The sequence below is a fragment of the Mycobacterium sp. IS-1556 genome, from assembly GCF_001499985.1.
Taxonomy (GTDB): domain Bacteria; phylum Actinomycetota; class Actinomycetes; order Mycobacteriales; family Mycobacteriaceae; genus Mycobacterium.
In genome coordinates, this window is the sequence record NZ_LQIM01000012.1 from 19,021 (window position 1) to 33,921 (window position 14,901).

The window sequence follows — 14,901 nt, forward strand, 5'->3', positions numbered from 1 at the left end:
TTCTCAACGCGCTGGTTTCGGGCACGACGGGTGGGTGCCTGCGGTGACCAGATCGGCGACGACGCTGCGCGGATCACCGCTGGTGACCAGCCCCTCGCCGACGAGTACAGCGTCAGCGCCCGCACCGGCGTAGGCCAGCAGATCGGCGGTGCCGCGAATCCCCGACTCCGCGATACGGATGACGTCGGTCGGCAGTCCCGGCGCAATGCGCGCGAAGCAATCCCGGTCGACGTTCAGCGTCTTGAGATCGCGGGCGTTCACACCGATCACGGTGGCGCCGGCCGACAGTGCGCGGTCGGCCTCCTCCTCGGTGTGGACCTCGACCAACGCGGTCATCCCCAGCGACTCGGTCCGCTCGAGCAGCGATTCGAGCACCGGTTGCTCCAGCGCCGCGACGATCAGCAGCAGCATGTCGGCACCGTGCGCCCTGGCTTCGTGGATCTGGTACGGCCGGATGATGAAATCCTTGCGCAGCACCGGTATTGACACCGCGGCGCGCACCGCGTCGAGATCCTCGAGCGAGCCGTTGAACCGACGCTGTTCGGTCAGCACGCTGATGATGCGCGCCCCGCCGCTCTCGTAGGCGCCGGCCAGTTCCGCGGGATCCGAGATCGGCGCCAGCGCGCCACGCGACGGGCTGGCCCGCTTCACTTCGGCGATCACCGCGATGCCCGGCGCGCGCAGTGCGGCCATCACGTCCAGCGGCGGTGCTGCATCCTTGGCCTTGGCCTTGATTTCGGCGAGCGGGATGGCGGCTTCACGGGCGGCGACGTCGGCGCGGACTCCCTCGATGATCGAGTCGAGCACGGTTGCCGAACTCATGAGTGCCGCTTCCCTTCCCCCGACAACGCCGAACGATCTTCAACCACGAAGGGTAGCCGCCACCGCACCACCGGTGATCACCGGCCCTTGTTGTCCGGATCGGCGGGGTCGCGGGTCGGATCGGAGCCCTCGTCGAGGGCGTCCCAGATCGCGCGTTCGGACATCTCCTCAGCGGATTCCTCGGGCTGTTCGACGCGTCGCGCGTACCGGGCCGCACCGGAGCGCTCGCTGCTGGCAGACCGCATCAACAGCACCGCGCACGCGAGCGCCAGCACCGCCGCGACCACCGTGACCACCGCCCCGGCGTAGTGGCGCTGCGTGTCGACCAGGTCTGCAACGGGTGCCTCCGCGATGTGCGAGGCCCGCACGGCGACGTCGGCGATCACCCACAGGCTGACCGCGAGGTAGGCGGCTCCGGCGCTGGCCGCCGCGACCAGCACGGCCAGCACCCGCAGCGGCCACCCGCGCACCGCCAATGCGGCGATCGCGGCGGCCAGCAGCAGCACCGCAAGCGGCACCAGCGCCGTCGACCACGTGCCGCCGGACAGCGCGACGGTTCTCGGCTGGCCGAGACCGTCGAACGACGTCACCTCCACCCAGGTCAACCGCGACGCCACCCACAGGCCCGCAGCGGCGAGCACCAGGCCGAGCTGGGCGGCCCTGATCACGGCTCGGTCAGGGTTTCGGCGGCGGCGATCGCGTTGAGCACCGCACGGGCCTTGTTGGCCGCCTCGGTGTACTCGTAGGGGCCGTTGGAGTCCGCGACGACGCCGCCGCCCGCCTGCACGTACGCGGTGCCGTTGCGCATCAGCGCGGTGCGGATGGCGATCGCGAAATCGGCGTTGCCCGCGAAGTCCAGATAGCCGAGCACGCCGCCGTAGAGTCCACGACGGGTCTTCTCGACCTCCTCGATCAGCTGCATCGCTCGCACCTTCGGCGCGCCCGACAACGTGCCCGCGGGGAAACAGGCGGTCACCGCGTCCAGCGCGGTCTTGTCCTCGGCCAGGTCGCCGTGCACCGTCGACACGATGTGCATCACGTGGCTGTACCGCTCGATGTGGCTGTAGTCCTCGACCCGCACCGTCCCGGGCCGGCAAACCCGGCCCAGATCGTTGCGCCCGAGATCGACGAGCATCAGATGCTCGGCCCGCTCTTTCTCGTCGTGCAGCAGCTCCTTCTCCAGCAGCAGGTCTTCCTCATCGGTCTGGCCGCGCCAGCGGGTGCCCGCGATCGGATGCGTCGACGCACGCCCGTCCTTGACCGTCACCAGCGCTTCGGGGCTGGAGCCGACAACCGAGAAGTCCAGTCCCCCAGCCGCATTGGGCACATTGAGCAGATACATGTACGGGCTCGGATTGGACACCCGCAGCATTCGGTACACGTCAAGCGGATCGGCGTCGGTGTCCATCTCGAAACGCTGCGACGGCACCACCTGAAAGGCCTCCCCGGCCTCGATGTCGCGCACCAGCTTGTCGACGATGGCGCCGTACTCCTCCAGCGTGCGCTGGGCGCAATGCAATGGCTCGGGTCTGGTGAACGTCGCCACCGACGACGGGAGGTGCTCGCCGAGCGCCGCGGTCATCACGTCGAGCCGGGCCACGGCGTCGTCGTACGCCCAGTCGACTCGTTCGTCGGTGCCGTTCCAGTTCACGGCGTTGGCGATCAGGGTGATGGTGCCCTCGTGGTGGTCGACGGCGGCGACGTCGGTGGCCAGCAGCAGCAGCATGTCCGGCAGGCCGAGGTCGTCGACGGTCAGCGACGGGAGCTTCTCCAGCCGCCGGACCATGTCGTAGGCGAAGAACCCGACCAGCCCGCTCGACAACGGCGGCAGGCCGGGCAGCGGCTCGGTTCTCAGCAGCTCCAGCGTCGCGCGCAGGGCCTGCAGCGGCTCACCGCCCTGCGGCGCATCCTTCGGCGTGGTGCCCAACCAGACGGCCTCGCCGTCGCGCACCGTCAACGCCGACGGCGCTCCCGCGCCGATGAACGACCAGCGCGACCACGAGCGACCGTTCTCGGCCGACTCCAGCAGAAACGTCCCGGGCCGATTGGCGGCCAGCTTGCGATACGCCGACAGCGGGGTCTCGCTGTCGGCGAGCACCTTGCGGGTCACCGGCACCACGCGGTGCTCGGCGGCCAGTGCCCGGAAGTCCTCGCGCGAAGTCGTCACAGCGAGGCTGGCGGTGGTCTGCACGGGTCAAGTGTCCCAGACGCGCGCCAGTGCGGAGGACGACGCAGGCGTCAGTGGGCTGGTCAGTACCACCGGCGACTGCGCCATGAACCGCGGCTTGGTGCCCCGGTGCTCGTCGGCGGCATGCACGGTGAACGGGTGCAGCACGTACATGTCGCCCGGCTCACCCGTCGCGTGAATCACGGGCCGAGCCGCGCTCGCCGCGTCGACGATGCGGCCCATCTCGGCGAGCTCGACCGGCTCAGGGCCGAGCACATGCGCCACGTCCCGATGCGAGCCCACTCTGATCCGCGTCGGCGCGTCGTCCGGACCCACGTCGGAGAGCAGCGTGAGCACCAGGACAGTGTGCGGGCGTCCTGTGACCGTCCATGTGCCGTCGGGTCGTGGCGTGTTGGCGTCGATGTGCCAACCGCGGTCGTCGGCGGGTGGGGAGACAGGAAACCGGACCGGGATGTTGCCGAGCGATCCGCGCGGCGACCATCCGCCGGCACCGCAGATGCGATCCAGCGCCGCGGCGAGTGTCGGGCTTCGTGCCAACTCGCCGAACGGACCCGCGCCGGTCATGTCGCCGGCCCAGTAGACCGGCTCGGCCCAGTTGTCGGGCTCGTCGGGCGACAGTCCAAGCTGTTGCCACAGCGCGCCCCGCGCCGCGTCGGCGACACCGCGGGGGGCTGCTCGTTCGAGCTTCACAAAGCCGTCGCAGAGAAACGCGCCGAGATCCACCATCGGCCCGAGGCTCTCATGGAAACACGCTCCCGCACCAACGATTTTCATGCGGCGTAGCCTGGCCCCCATGAAAACGGGTGACCGAGTTGCCGAGTTCGAACTGCAGGACCAGACGGGCACGCTGCGAAGCCTCACGGAGTTGCTCGCCGACGGGCCGATCGTGCTGTTCTTCTACCCCGCCGCGATGACGCCGGGTTGCACCAAGGAGGCGTGTCACTTCCGCGATCTCGCGGCGGAATTCGCCGCGGTCGGGGCGAGCCGGGTCGGCATCAGCACCGACGCAGTCGACAAGCAGGCGAAGTTCGCCGACAAGGAGCGGTTCGACTATCCGCTGCTGTCCGACGCCGACGGCGCCGTCGCGACGCAGTTCGGGGTCAAGCGAGGCCTGTTGGGCAGGTTCATGCCGGTGAAGCGGACCACCTTCGTCATCGACACCGACCGCACCGTGCTGGCCGTGATCGCCTCGGAGATCAGCATGGACAGCCACGCCGACAAGGCCCTCGACGTGTTGCGGCAACGACAGTCGGCGTGACCCCGGTTCTGGAGCTTGCCGATGTGACGTTCCGTCGCGAGGGTAAGCAGATCATCGACGGTATCTCGCTGACCGTGAATGCCGGCGAGCACTGGGCGTTGCTGGGTCCCAACGGCGCAGGCAAGAGCACGCTGCTGGGGTTCTGCGCCGCAGTGCAATTCCCGACGACCGGCACCGTGCGGATCCTCGGGCGGCAGATGGGCCGCGTCGACCTCGCGCAACTGCGGCATTCCATCGGCCACGTGAATCCCCGCCACCGGCTGCAGTATTCCCTCACAGTCCGCGAGGTAGTGCTGACCGGTATCACCGCGACGATCGACCTGCCGATGCGGTGGACCCCCACTGACGAGGAGCGCGACCGCGCCGACGCGATGCTGACGGCGGTGGGCCTGTCGCACAAGGCCGACGCCGTATGGCCGACGCTTTCGCAGGGCGAGCGGGGCAGGACTCTGATTGCGCGGGCACTGATTTCGGATCCTCGGCTGCTGTTGCTCGACGAGCCCAGCACCGGACTCGACGTCGCCGCGCGCGAACAACTGCTCGAGACAATGGATTCGCTCGACGACACCCACCCCGAGGTGGCGTCGATCCTGGTGACCCACCACCTCGAGGAACTGCCCACCACGACGACGCATGCGCTGCTCATCGCCGAGGGCCGCACCGTGGCCAGCGGTCCGGCCCGCCAGACGGTGACCACCGACAACGTCACCGAGGCATTCGCGCATCCGGTGACGGTCACCTACCACGACGGCCGGTGGGGCGCCCGCGCCAAGGCCACTCGGATCATCGACGTCTAAGACGTCAGGTGTTCGGCGAACCAGTCGCCGGCAAGGGCGGCCACGCGCTCCAGCGCCCCCGGCTCCTCGAACAGGTGTGTGGCGCCCGGAATCACGACGATGCGGTGCGGGCCGGCCAGTTCGCGACTGGCCTGCTCATTGGCCGCCATGATCCTGGTGTCGCGCTCACCGACGAGCATCAGTGTCGGCGCCGTCACATCGCGCAGCGCGTCGCCGGCCAGATCTGGGCGGCCGCCCCGGGACACGACCGCACGCACCGATTCGTCGCCCGCCGCGGCGATGATCGCGGCCGCGGCACCGGTGCTCGCGCCGAACAGCCCTACCGGCAGGCCCCGCACCGCGTCGTGCGCGCGCATGCGGTCGAGAGCCGACAGCACCCGGTCGGCGAGCAGACCGACGTCGAACCGGAGTTCGCCGGTGCGCAAATCGGTCTGCTCTTCCTCCTCGGTCAGCAGGTCGATCAGCAGCGTGGCGAACCCCTTGTCCCGCAGCACCTGTGCAACCAACCGGTTGCGCGGACTGAACCGCGAACTCCCGGTCCCGTGCGCAAACACGACGAGTCCGGCGGCGTTCGCGGGCACTTCGAGGTCGCCGAGCAACTCGGCCATACCTGGGGATTGACACCCGACGGTGCCCACCAAACATCGCCTACTGTGCAGCCAAGACGGTCGAGCTTTCCTGCGGGCTACCACCGAGTCCGGATTTCTGCGACTTGGCGGTGCTGGCCGAGACACTGGGCTATTCGCGAGTGTGGATCTTCGACTTCGCGCCGTTGTGGGAGGACCCGTTCGTCCACCTGACGCTGGCCGCACGGCGGACGTCACGTGTCGGCCTGGGTACCGCGGTGTTGATTCCGACCGAACGATCCGAGATGGCGACGGCGTCCGCGAGCTGAAGGCGCTCGCTGCTGCCTGCAGCTAAGGCGCTGCGGGCCCGATGAAGTCGACACCTGCGCGAATCGCGGGGCGGTGCCGCAGAATCCGGTAATGCGCCAACCGGCCCAGGCCTTTGGTGGTCATCAATCTCGCGCCCGGCCATGACTCGACGACCCGCTCACTCGTCTCGTAGGGCGTGTCCGGGTCGTCGGGATCATGGATGACCAACAATGGCGGATAACCCGTGCGGGCACCGACGACGGTCATGTTGGTCTCGTACAGCGCCATCTCGATGCGGCGTTCCAGCCGCCGGTGCAGGCCGGCACGGATGCGCGGGCCGAAGCCGTGACGCTTGGCGAAAAAATCCAGATAGAGCGGGAATTCGCCCATCGGCGCGAAATAGACCAGCCGCTCGACTTTCGCGCCGTAAGCGATCGCGAACGTGGTTGCGTTCGCGCCGAGCGAATGGGCGACGACAGCGCGTGCCGCGCCGTGTTCGCGGATCATCGCCTCGACCGCTTTCGCGCACTCGATGGCCGTCGTGCGACCGGGTTTGAGCGCCCCCGCGTCGGACTCGTTGTGGCTGGGCAGGTCGAACGCGATCACCCGATGACCGGAATCGACGAGCGGTTTGATGAACATGCCCAGGTGTGGGCGCCGCCCGCCCCAGCCGTGCACGAGATACACCGGCGGGCCCTCACCCCACGATTCCCCCACGACCCGATGGCCGTCCCAAAACGCTTCCAGTGGCTCGCCCAGCGCGACGCCGGGCGGCATTTTCAGGTTCGACTCCATGACCGGCGGCGTGCACCACAGCTCGACCGCCCACCGTGACCCGATACCGGGGGCGAAGCGCTCCAGCCACCAGAACGCTCGACGCACCCGCGGGTCGACGGGCGGCTCGATTCCCGACCCCTCGATCTCGACGGGGACCGCCCGATCTACTTCGGTCACTCCGCCCCCAGCAGCAGGTCGGCGTCGAAGCAGGAGTGCTCGCCGGTGTGGCAGGCCGCGCCGACCTGGTCCACCTCCAGCAGCACGGTGTCGCCGTCGCAGTCCAGCCGCACCGAGTGCACGTACTGGGTGTGTCCCGACGTTTCGCCTTTCACCCAATGCTGTTGGCGCGACCGCGAATAGTAGGTCGCCCGACGTGTTTCCAGCGTGCGGGCCAACGCGATGTCGTCCATCCACGCCACCATCAGGACCTGTCCGGTGTCCCGCTCCTGCACGACCGCGGTGATCAATCCGTTGGCGTCGCGTTTGAGCCGCGAAGCGATGTCGGCGTCGAGAGTCATGGCCGTCCGTTCCTCGTGCGAGCGCTCATCACCGCACCACGATCCCTTCCGCGGCCATCGCCGCCTTCACCTGGCCGATGGTGAGCTCGCGGAAGTGGAACACGCTGGCGGCCAGCACGGCATCCGCTCCGGCGACGACGGCGGGCGCGAAATGTTCGGGCGCACCGGCGCCTCCGCTGGCGATCACCGGGACGTTGACGGCCCCGCGCACCGCCTCGATCATCGGCAGATCGAAACCCGCCTTGGTGCCGTCGAAGTCCATGGAGTTCAGCAGGATCTCGCCGACACCGAGTTCGGCTCCGCGGGTGGCCCACTCGACGGCGTCGATTCCGGTGCCACGCCGCCCGCCGTGTGTGGTGACCTCCCACCCCGACGGTGTCGGCTCCTGATCCTGCGGCACGGTGCGGGCGTCGACCGACAGCACGATGCACTGGGATCCGAATTGGCGCGCCAACTCGGCGAGCAGTTCGGGTCGGGCGATCGCCGCGGTGTTGACGGCGACTTTGTCCGCACCCGCGCGCAGCAGCACGTCGACATCGGCGACCGAGCGCACCCCGCCGCCGACCGTCAGCGGGATGAACACCTGCTCGGCGGTCCGCTTCACGACCTCCAGCATGGTGGCTCGCCCCGAGGAGGACGCGGTGACATCGAGGAACGTCAGTTCGTCGGCACCCTCAGCGTCGTAGGCCGCCGCCAACTCCACCGGATCGCCTGCGTCGCGGAGGTTTTCGAAGTTGACGCCCTTGACCACCCGGCCGTCGTCGACGTCCAGGCACGGGATGATCCGTACAGCCAGGTCCTTCGCGTCCATCAGAAGTCCCCGGGATCGCCGACCGCGCGCAGCAGATCCAGCAGCTGGCCGTGCACGCCGGGCACGCCGGCGAGCACCGATGGCGAGTTCACGGTCCAGTCGGCGCCGGCGAGGTCGGTCACGACTCCACCGGCTGCGCGGATCAACGCCACACCCGCGGCGTGGTCCCACACGTGGCCACCGAAACTGATTGCCCCGCCGAGAATTCCAGCCGCCGTGTAAGCGAGGTCGATGCCCGTGGCACCGTGCATGCGCATCCGCGAGCATTTGCGGCTCAGGCTCTCGATGACCGCCAGTCGGTAGCGCCCGGGCACCCTGCCGCGGGAGTCGACGTTGAACGTGCTGACCCCGACGACCGAGTCCGACAGGTCCGCGGGTTTCAAGGCGGATTGCTCGACACCGTTGCTGCGCAACGGTCCACCGACGACCCCGGTGAACCGCTCACCGGTGAACGGCACCCACGTCAATCCGGCGACCGGTTCCCCGTCGCGCAACAGGCCGAGCAGTATCGCGGCCATCGGCGAGCCCGCGGCATAATTGAATGTGCCGTCGATCGGGTCGAGCACCCACACCAGCGGCGAATTCAGGTCCGCGCCGCCGAACTCCTCACCGTGTACCTCGATTCCGGTGCGGCTGGTGAGTGCCTCGACCACCTGGCGTTCGATCGCGAGGTCCACCTCGGTGGCGAAGTCGTTGCCCTTCTTCTGCACGGCCGAATCGGCGCGGTGCCCCTCGATGAACGGTTTGGCGGCGTCTTCGAGGATCTGCGCGGCCTCGGCGACCAATGCGTCGAGATCGGCCACGTTCAGCGCCATCTACCGCTCCACCGCGGCCAACGCTTCCGGCAGCGTGAATCGACCGGCGTACAACGCTTTTCCGACGATCGCGCCCTCGACACCGCGGTCGGTCAGCGTGGCGATCGCCCGCAGGTCGTCGAGGCTCGACACCCCGCCGGACGCGATCACCGGTGCGTTCGTACGTTCGCTCACCTTCGAGAGCAGTTCGAGGTTCGGCCCGTTGAGGGTGCCGTCCTTGGTGACGTCGGTGACGACGAAACGCGAACAGCCTTCCCGGTCAAGCCGTTCCAGCACCTCCCACAGGTCGCCTCCGTCTGTCTCCCAGCCGCGGCCGCGGAGTCGGAATCCGCCGCCAGGCATGGAGGGGTCGATCTTCACGTCCAGCCCGACCGCCACCTTCTCGCCGTGCTCGGCGATCGCCCTGGCGCACCACTCGGGGTTCTCCAGCGCCGCGGTGCCGAGGTTCACCCGGGCGCAGCCGGTCGCCAGCGCCGCCGACAGCGAGTCGTCATCGCGGATTCCGCCGGACAACTCGACGGCCACGTCCAATTTGCCGACCACCTCGGCGAGCAGCTCGCGGTTGCTGCCCCGGCCGAACGCGGCGTCGAGGTCGACGAGGTGGATCCACTCCGCGCCGTCGCGCTGCCAGGTCAGCGCCGCCTCCAGCGCCGAGCCGTACTCGGTCTCGCTGCCGGCCCGGCCTTGCACCAGACGCACAGCGCGGCCTTCGACCACGTCGACGGCGGGAAGAAGAATCAATCGCTCCGGCACGTCGGTCAACCTAATGCCTTCACCCAGTTGGCGAGCAACGCGGCACCCGCGTCGCCACTCTTCTCCGGGTGGAACTGCGTCGCCGACAGCGGCCCGTCCTCGACCGCGGCCAGGAACGGCACATGGTGGGTCGCCCACGTCAGCTTCGCCGCCGGGTCGCCCTCCCACTGCTGGGCGGCATACGAATGCACGAAGTAGAACCGCGTGTCCGGGTCCATTCCGGCGAACAGCGTGCTGCCTTGGGGCGTGTCGACGACATTCCAGCCCATGTGCGGGATCACCGGCGCATCGAGTCGCACCACGGCGCCCGGCCACTGACCGCAACCGGTGGTCTCCACACCGAATTCCACGCCGCGGGCGAACAGAATCTGCATGCCGACGCAGACGCCGAGCACGGGACGGCCCGCGGCCACCCGGTCGGCGATCAGCTTCGGCCCGTCGATCTTGCGCAGACCCGCCATGCACGCCTCGAACGCGCCGACCCCGGGGACCACGAGGCCGTCGGCGTTCATCGCGGCATCGGCATCGTCGGTCACGGTGACGTCGGCGCCGACTCGCTCCAGCGCGCGTTGGGCCGACCGCAGGTTCCCCGAGCCGTAGTCCAGGATGACGACTTTCGGCGAAATCCCCGTCACAGCGTGCCTTTCGTCGACGGCACGCCGCTGACCCGCGGGTCGTACTCGACGGCCTGTCGCAGTGCGCGGGCGACGGCCTTGTACTGAGCTTCGGTGATGTGGTGCGGGTCGCGACCGTAGAGGGTGCGCACGTGCAGGGCGATGCGCGCGTTCATCGCCAGCGACTCGAACACGTGCCGGTTGACGACGGTGTGGTACGGCGCCTGTGAGCCGGCGATCGTGAAGCGCAGCATGTGATCCGGTTCGCCGCTGTGCACGCAGTACGGCCGGCCCGACACGTCGACCGCGGCGTGCGCGAGCGTCTCGTCCATCGGGATCCACGCGTCGCCGAACCGGCGGATGCCCTTCTTGTCGCCCAGCGCCTGCCCCAACGCCTGCCCCAGCACGATCGCGGTGTCCTCGATCGTGTGGTGGCCCTCGATCTCGATGTCACCCTTGGCGCGCACCGTCAGGTCGAAGCTCGCGTGACTGCCCAGCGCGGTGAGCATGTGGTCGAAGAACGGCACACCGGTGTCGACGTGCACCCGGCCGGTGCCGTCGAGGTCGAGTTCGACGACGATGTCGGACTCCTTGGTCTTGCGTTCGATTTTCGAGCGACGCTGTGCGGGTTGGGGTTGAGTCACGATGCTCCTACAGGGGTCAGTTCTGTCGCGGCCAGGTGAGCGCTGGCGGCCAGCAGCGCGTCGTTCTCTTCGGCCAAACCGGTGGTGGCGCGCAGATAACCGGGGATACCGACGTCGCGGATCAGGATGCCCGCCTCGAGGTAGCGCCGCCACGTGGCGGGCGCATCGGCGAATTCGCCGAACAGCACGAAGTTGGCGTCGCTGTCGATCACCCGAAACCCCATGTCCGACAACTCCGCTGAGACGCGGTTACGTTCGGCGATGAGGGTGGCGACGCTGCCGAGCGTGTCATCGGCATGGCGCAGCGCGGCACGCGCGGCGGCCTGGGTCACCGACGACAGGTGGTATGGCAACCGGACCAGTAGCATCGCCTCGACCACCGCGGGCGCGGCGATCAGATAACCCAGCCGGCCGCCGGCGAATGCGAACGCCTTGCTCATCGTGCGGGTGACGACGAGCTTGGTCGGGTACTGCTCGATCAGGTGCACCGCGCTTGGCTGCGACGAGAACTCGCCATACGCCTCGTCGACGATGAGGATGCCGCTGCGCATGGCGTCGAGCAGCCGACGTAGCTCGTCGAGCGGAACGCTCTGTCCCGACGGGTTGTTCGGGCTTGCGACGAACACGATGTCGGGGCTGCGCTCGGTGACGGCCGCGACGGCGACGTCGATGTCGATGCCGAAGTCGTCGGCCCGGTTGGCCACCAGCCATGCGGTCTGGGTGCCGTCGGCGATGATCGGGTGCATCGAGTAGGAGGGCACGAACCCGATCGCGCTGCGGCCGGGCCCGCCGAAGGCCTGCAGGAGTTGCTGCAGTATTTCATTGGAACCGTTTGCCGCCCAGACATTTTCGACACCAATACGGGTTCGGGTCTGCGCCGACAGGTAGGTCGCCAGGTCGGTGCGCAGCGCCACCGCGTCGCGGTCCGGGTAGCGGTGCAGGTCGCCGGCGACCGCAGCGACCGACGCCGTCACGTCGTCGATGAGCGCCTGCGTCGGCGGGTGCGGGTTCTCGTTTGTGTTCAGCCGCACCGGGACGTCCAATTGCGGTGCACCGTAAGGCGATTTGCCGCGCAAGTCCGCACGCAACGGAAGATCGTCGAGCGTCACACCGGCACCGGGCAAGTCAGTGGGCGTCACCGTTCGAACCTCCGCCGCACCGCTTCGCCGTGGGCGGGCAGGTTCTCGGCCTCGGCCAGTGTGATCACGTAGCCGGACACGTCTTTGAGCGCGGCCTCGTCGTAGTCGACGACGTGGATACCGCGTAGGAACGTCTGCACCGACAACCCGCTCGAGTGCCGGGCACAGCCGGCGGTCGGCAGCACGTGGTTGGATCCCGCGCAGTAGTCGCCGAGGCTGACCGGCGCGTACGGGCCCACGAAAATCGCGCCCGCCGAGCGGATCTGACCGGCGACTTCGCGCGCATCGACGGTTTGGATCTCGAGATGTTCGGCGGCGTAGGCGTTGACCGTGCGAATGCCCGCCTCGAGGTCGTCGACGAGCACCGTCGCCGACTGTTTTCCGCTCAGCGCCGCGCTCACCCGCTCGCGGTGCACCGTGCTCTGCAGCTGTTTGGCGAGCTCACGGTCGGTCGCGTCGGCCAACTCGACGCTCGGCGTGACCAACACGCTGGCGGCCATCTCGTCGTGTTCGGCCTGGCTGATCAGGTCGGCCGCGACATGGACGGGGTCGGCGGTGTGGTCGGCCAGGATCGCGATCTCGGTCGGGCCCGCCTCGGCGTCGATGCCCACCTGCGACCGGCAGATCCGCTTCGCGGCGGTCACGTAGATGTTGCCCGGCCCGGTGATCATGTCGACAGGCGCGAGCTCGGCGCCGTCGGTGTCGGTGCCGCCGTACGCCAGCAGCGCGACGGACTGCGCCCCGCCGACCGCCCACACCTCGTCGACGCCCAGTAGCGCTGCGGCGGCAAGGATCGTCGGGTGAGGCAGCCCGCCGAAGTCGGCCTGCGGCGGGCTGGCGATCACCAGCGAGTCCACTCCCGCGGTCTGGGCGGGCACCACGTTCATCACCACGCTCGACGGGTAGACCGCGTTACCGCCCGGCACGTACAGCCCGACCCGCTCTACCGGTACCCAGCGCTCGGTGACCGTCGCTCCGGGCGCCAGCGTCGTCGTGCTGTCGCGGCGGCGCTGGTCGGCGTGCACGGCGCGGGCCCGCTCGATCGCGACCTCCAACGCGGCACGGACGTCGGCGCCCAGGGCCGTCAGCGCGGCGGCGAGACGATCGGGGGGCACACGGACCTGCGCAGGGCGCACCCCGTCGAACGTTTCGGTGTATTTCAGCGCCGCGTGCGCGCCGCGCGCGGCGACCGCGTCGACGATCGGGCGCACCCGGGGAACCACCGCGTCCACGTCGACCCCGCCGCGTGGCAGAGCGGCCCGCAACCGCGCGGCGGACAGCGGCGCGCCGCGCAAGTCGATGCGGGCGATCGGCCCCGGCGATAGATTCACGCTGTCCATTCTCCCAGAGCAGACCAAATCGGTTATGGAGGCGCCATGAAAGCTTCTGTGTCAAGGAAAGAGCACCCCAACAACGCGCCCGGGGTGCCCATGCTCTTCCCACCCTGGTTCGAGAACTTCCAGGTCAAGTACTTGAACCGGATGATCAGGCCGTTCTCCCGGTTCACGCCGGGGTTGTCGACGATCAAGCACCGCGGCCGCACGTCCGGAAAGCCGTACGAGACCATCGTCACGGCATACCGCAAGGACAATCTCGTCGCTATCGCGCTGGCACACGGGAAAACGAATTGGGTGAAGAACGTGCTGGCCGCGGGCGAAGCGGAGCTGAGGATGGGGCGCCGCGACCTGCATCTCGTCAATCCCAGGATCATCCCCGCGGGTGGCAGCGCCGAGGGGCTGCCCAGGATGGCTCGGTTGCAGCTCGGCCGGGCGGCGTTCTTCGTCGCGCATGTCGCCTAATTCTTGAGCGACCTTTCTACTATTCTCGTGGGGTGCCTCGCCCGGACCGCAGCCGAACCGCGCTGATCGACGGCGCGGCCCTGCTGTTCCGCAGGCAGGGCTACGCGGCGACCGGGGTCAACCAGATTCTCGAGGTCGCCGACGTCAAGCCGGGGTCGCTGTATCACCACTTTCCGGAGGGCAAGCAGCAGTTGGCGGCTGCGGTGGTCCAGCGGGTCGGCGCCGAGGTCGAAGAACAACTCCGCGCACTGCTCGACGCGGATGTTCCGGTGCCGGATCTCATCGACGGCTGGATCGATCAGATGGCCGCGGGGCTGACCTGCGACCAGCGCGACGGATGTCCCATCGAGCCGATCGCCACCGAATCGGTCAACGCCAGCGCGCGCGTCCGCGAAGCGTCGGCCACGGTGTTCGCCGGCTGGCGCGCGGCCGTCGCGGACCGGCTGCGCGCCGACGGATGGCCACCCCCCGACGCCGAGCGCACCGCGCTGGCCCTGATCGCGCTCATCGAGGGCGCGTTGATTATCGCCCGGGTCGCGGGTGACGCGGCCCCGCTCGACGCCGCCAAAGCCGCGGCCCGAACCTTGCTGAAGCGATAGCTACTTGCAGAGCGCGGTGATGGCTTTGTTCTCGGCGTCGGCGTCGGCCAGCCGCTTCGCTTGCGCCGGATCGTCGTTTGGCACGCCCGCGGTGGCGTGGGCGCCGATGTCCATCAGGTTGTTCGCGAACTGGCGAACCTTCTCGGCGAGCTCCGGCGGGGTGGCGGGGGCGAGCCGCTGCAACAGGTACTGACCGCCGTCGTACAGCGAGATTCGCGCATTGGCGGCGACCGCCTGGGCGCCGGTGACGTCCTGCGACCCACCTTCGGGTCGCAGGTTCGTGTTGAGTGAAACGCCTTTTCGGACGATGTCCGCCGCCCCGCACACCGTGGCCTTGGCGTCGGCGATCTGGGCGGCGTCGTATTCCTCGGAGCGGTTCGTCGTGTACAGCGTCCACCCTGCGACGGCCAAGGCAGCGACGGCGATGACCAGGCTGACGACGGTCAGCAAAACGAGACGGCGCGACGAATCCTCATCCACGCGAACGATGGT

At 68.9% G+C, this 14,901-nt stretch carries 20 protein-coding genes; 5 read left to right on the forward strand and 15 right to left on the reverse strand.

Annotation, left to right across the window (positions count from 1 at the left end):
* Positions 1-3: 3 nt before the first annotated feature.
* From trpC to AU187_RS09370, 4 genes are all read right to left on the reverse strand, one after another.
* Positions 4-822, reverse strand: coding sequence for an indole-3-glycerol phosphate synthase TrpC (gene trpC, locus AU187_RS09355; protein WP_059100079.1), 819 nt, complete (start codon positions 820-822; stop codon positions 4-6).
* Positions 823-899: 77 nt separating this feature from the next.
* On the reverse strand, positions 900-1,490 hold the full coding sequence (locus tag AU187_RS09360) for a TIGR02234 family membrane protein (protein WP_059100078.1): 591 nt from the start codon (positions 1,488-1,490) through the stop codon (positions 900-902).
* Positions 1,487-3,013 carry an anthranilate synthase component I gene (locus AU187_RS09365; RefSeq protein ID WP_059100077.1) on the reverse strand — a complete coding sequence of 509 codons (1,527 nt, stop codon included), beginning with the start codon at positions 3,011-3,013 and terminating at the stop codon, positions 1,487-1,489. The genes AU187_RS09360 and AU187_RS09365 overlap by 4 nt, the downstream gene beginning before the upstream one ends.
* Positions 3,014-3,016: 3 nt before the next feature.
* Positions 3,017-3,736, reverse strand: coding sequence for a phytanoyl-CoA dioxygenase family protein (locus AU187_RS09370; RefSeq protein ID WP_059100076.1), 720 nt, complete (start codon positions 3,734-3,736; stop codon positions 3,017-3,019).
* 67 nt (positions 3,737-3,803) lie between these two features.
* Here AU187_RS09370 and AU187_RS09375 point away from each other — a divergent pair, with 67 nt between their 5' ends.
* Together AU187_RS09375 and AU187_RS09380 are read left to right on the forward strand one after the other, a co-directional pair.
* Complete coding sequence (locus tag AU187_RS09375) at positions 3,804-4,268, forward strand: peroxiredoxin (protein ID WP_059100075.1); 465 nt, start codon at positions 3,804-3,806, stop codon at positions 4,266-4,268.
* Positions 4,265-5,065, forward strand: a complete 801-nt coding sequence (locus AU187_RS09380) for an ABC transporter ATP-binding protein (RefSeq protein WP_059100074.1) — start codon at positions 4,265-4,267, stop codon at positions 5,063-5,065. The genes AU187_RS09375 and AU187_RS09380 overlap by 4 nt, the downstream gene beginning before the upstream one ends.
* Here AU187_RS09380 and AU187_RS09385 read toward each other — a convergent pair.
* On the reverse strand, positions 5,062-5,673 hold the full coding sequence (locus AU187_RS09385) for a dienelactone hydrolase family protein (RefSeq protein ID WP_059100073.1): 612 nt from the start codon (positions 5,671-5,673) through the stop codon (positions 5,062-5,064). The genes AU187_RS09380 and AU187_RS09385 overlap by 4 nt on opposite strands.
* 104 nt (positions 5,674-5,777) lie before the next feature.
* On the opposite strand from AU187_RS09385, the gene AU187_RS09390 reads away from it, so the two are divergent.
* The gene (locus AU187_RS09390) at positions 5,778-5,960 is read left to right on the forward strand and encodes an LLM class flavin-dependent oxidoreductase (RefSeq protein ID WP_059100072.1); all 183 of its coding nucleotides are present in this window, start codon (positions 5,778-5,780) and stop codon (positions 5,958-5,960) included.
* A 22-nt stretch (positions 5,961-5,982) separates the two neighbouring features.
* Here AU187_RS09390 and AU187_RS09395 read toward each other — a convergent pair whose 3' ends face one another.
* From AU187_RS09395 to hisD, 9 genes are read right to left on the reverse strand one after another with little or no spacing between them, the layout of a single operon-like run.
* Entirely contained in the window at positions 5,983-6,894 is a 912-nt protein-coding gene (locus AU187_RS09395) for an alpha/beta fold hydrolase (protein ID WP_156425377.1), read from the reverse strand.
* A complete protein-coding gene (gene hisI / locus AU187_RS09400) occupies positions 6,891-7,235 on the reverse strand; it encodes a phosphoribosyl-AMP cyclohydrolase (RefSeq protein WP_059100071.1) in 345 nt (114 codons plus the stop codon). Before hisI ends, AU187_RS09395 begins: the two co-directional genes overlap by 4 nt.
* Before the next feature lie 28 nt (positions 7,236-7,263).
* Complete coding sequence (hisF, locus tag AU187_RS09405) at positions 7,264-8,046, reverse strand: imidazole glycerol phosphate synthase subunit HisF (protein WP_059100070.1); 783 nt, start codon at positions 8,044-8,046, stop codon at positions 7,264-7,266.
* A complete protein-coding gene (locus AU187_RS09410) occupies positions 8,046-8,861 on the reverse strand; it encodes an inositol monophosphatase family protein (RefSeq protein ID WP_059100069.1) in 816 nt (271 codons plus the stop codon). The genes hisF and AU187_RS09410 overlap by 1 nt, the downstream gene beginning before the upstream one ends.
* Positions 8,862-9,614 (reverse strand): bifunctional 1-(5-phosphoribosyl)-5-((5-phosphoribosylamino)methylideneamino)imidazole-4-carboxamide isomerase/phosphoribosylanthranilate isomerase PriA, encoded by a 753-nt coding sequence (priA, locus tag AU187_RS09415; protein ID WP_082683717.1) that lies wholly within the window; start codon positions 9,612-9,614, stop codon positions 8,862-8,864.
* Between the two features lie 5 nt (positions 9,615-9,619).
* Positions 9,620-10,240 (reverse strand): imidazole glycerol phosphate synthase subunit HisH, encoded by a 621-nt coding sequence (gene hisH / locus AU187_RS09420; RefSeq protein WP_059100185.1) that lies wholly within the window; start codon positions 10,238-10,240, stop codon positions 9,620-9,622.
* A gap of 5 nt (positions 10,241-10,245) precedes the next feature.
* Positions 10,246-10,872: an imidazoleglycerol-phosphate dehydratase HisB gene (gene hisB / locus AU187_RS09425; RefSeq protein WP_059100068.1), complete on the reverse strand. Its 627-nt coding sequence runs from the start codon at positions 10,870-10,872 to the stop codon at positions 10,246-10,248.
* Positions 10,869-11,996 (reverse strand): histidinol-phosphate transaminase, encoded by a 1,128-nt coding sequence (locus AU187_RS09430; protein ID WP_059100184.1) that lies wholly within the window; start codon positions 11,994-11,996, stop codon positions 10,869-10,871. The genes hisB and AU187_RS09430 overlap by 4 nt, the downstream gene beginning before the upstream one ends.
* Positions 11,997-12,007: 11 nt before the next feature.
* Positions 12,008-13,351 (reverse strand): histidinol dehydrogenase, encoded by a 1,344-nt coding sequence (gene hisD / locus AU187_RS09435; RefSeq protein ID WP_059100067.1) that lies wholly within the window; start codon positions 13,349-13,351, stop codon positions 12,008-12,010.
* A 48-nt stretch (positions 13,352-13,399) separates the two neighbouring features.
* On the opposite strand from hisD, the gene AU187_RS09440 reads away from it, so the two are divergent.
* Entirely contained in the window at positions 13,400-13,810 is a 411-nt protein-coding gene (locus tag AU187_RS09440; RefSeq protein ID WP_059100066.1) for a nitroreductase family deazaflavin-dependent oxidoreductase, read from the forward strand.
* A 32-nt stretch (positions 13,811-13,842) separates the two neighbouring features.
* On the forward strand, positions 13,843-14,409 hold the full coding sequence (locus AU187_RS09445) for a TetR/AcrR family transcriptional regulator (protein ID WP_059100065.1): 567 nt from the start codon (positions 13,843-13,845) through the stop codon (positions 14,407-14,409).
* On the opposite strand, the gene AU187_RS09450 is transcribed toward AU187_RS09445, so the two are convergent.
* Positions 14,410-14,889: a hypothetical protein gene (locus AU187_RS09450; protein ID WP_059100064.1), complete on the reverse strand. Its 480-nt coding sequence runs from the start codon at positions 14,887-14,889 to the stop codon at positions 14,410-14,412.
* Positions 14,890-14,901: the final 12 nt, after the last annotated feature.

Bases quoted from the DNA above. Each gene is read 5' to 3' on its own strand.
- trpC (WP_059100079.1), bottom strand. From the start codon at position 822: ATGAGTTCGGCAACCGTGCTCGACTCGATCATCGAGGGAGTCCGCGCC.
- AU187_RS09410 (WP_059100069.1), bottom strand. From the start codon at position 8,861: ATGGCGCTGAACGTGGCCGATCTCGACGCATTGGTCGCCGAGGCCGCG.
- hisD (WP_059100067.1), bottom strand. From the start codon at position 13,351: ATGGACAGCGTGAATCTATCGCCGGGGCCGATCGCCCGCATCGACTTG.
- AU187_RS09385 (WP_059100073.1), bottom strand. From the start codon at position 5,673: ATGGCCGAGTTGCTCGGCGACCTCGAAGTGCCCGCGAACGCCGCCGGA.
- AU187_RS09375 (WP_059100075.1), top strand. From the start codon at position 3,804: ATGAAAACGGGTGACCGAGTTGCCGAGTTCGAACTGCAGGACCAGACG.
- AU187_RS09370 (WP_059100076.1), bottom strand. From the start codon at position 3,736: ATGGTGGATCTCGGCGCGTTTCTCTGCGACGGCTTTGTGAAGCTCGAA.
- hisF (WP_059100070.1), bottom strand. From the start codon at position 8,046: ATGGACGCGAAGGACCTGGCTGTACGGATCATCCCGTGCCTGGACGTC.
- hisI (WP_059100071.1), bottom strand. From the start codon at position 7,235: ATGACTCTCGACGCCGACATCGCTTCGCGGCTCAAACGCGACGCCAAC.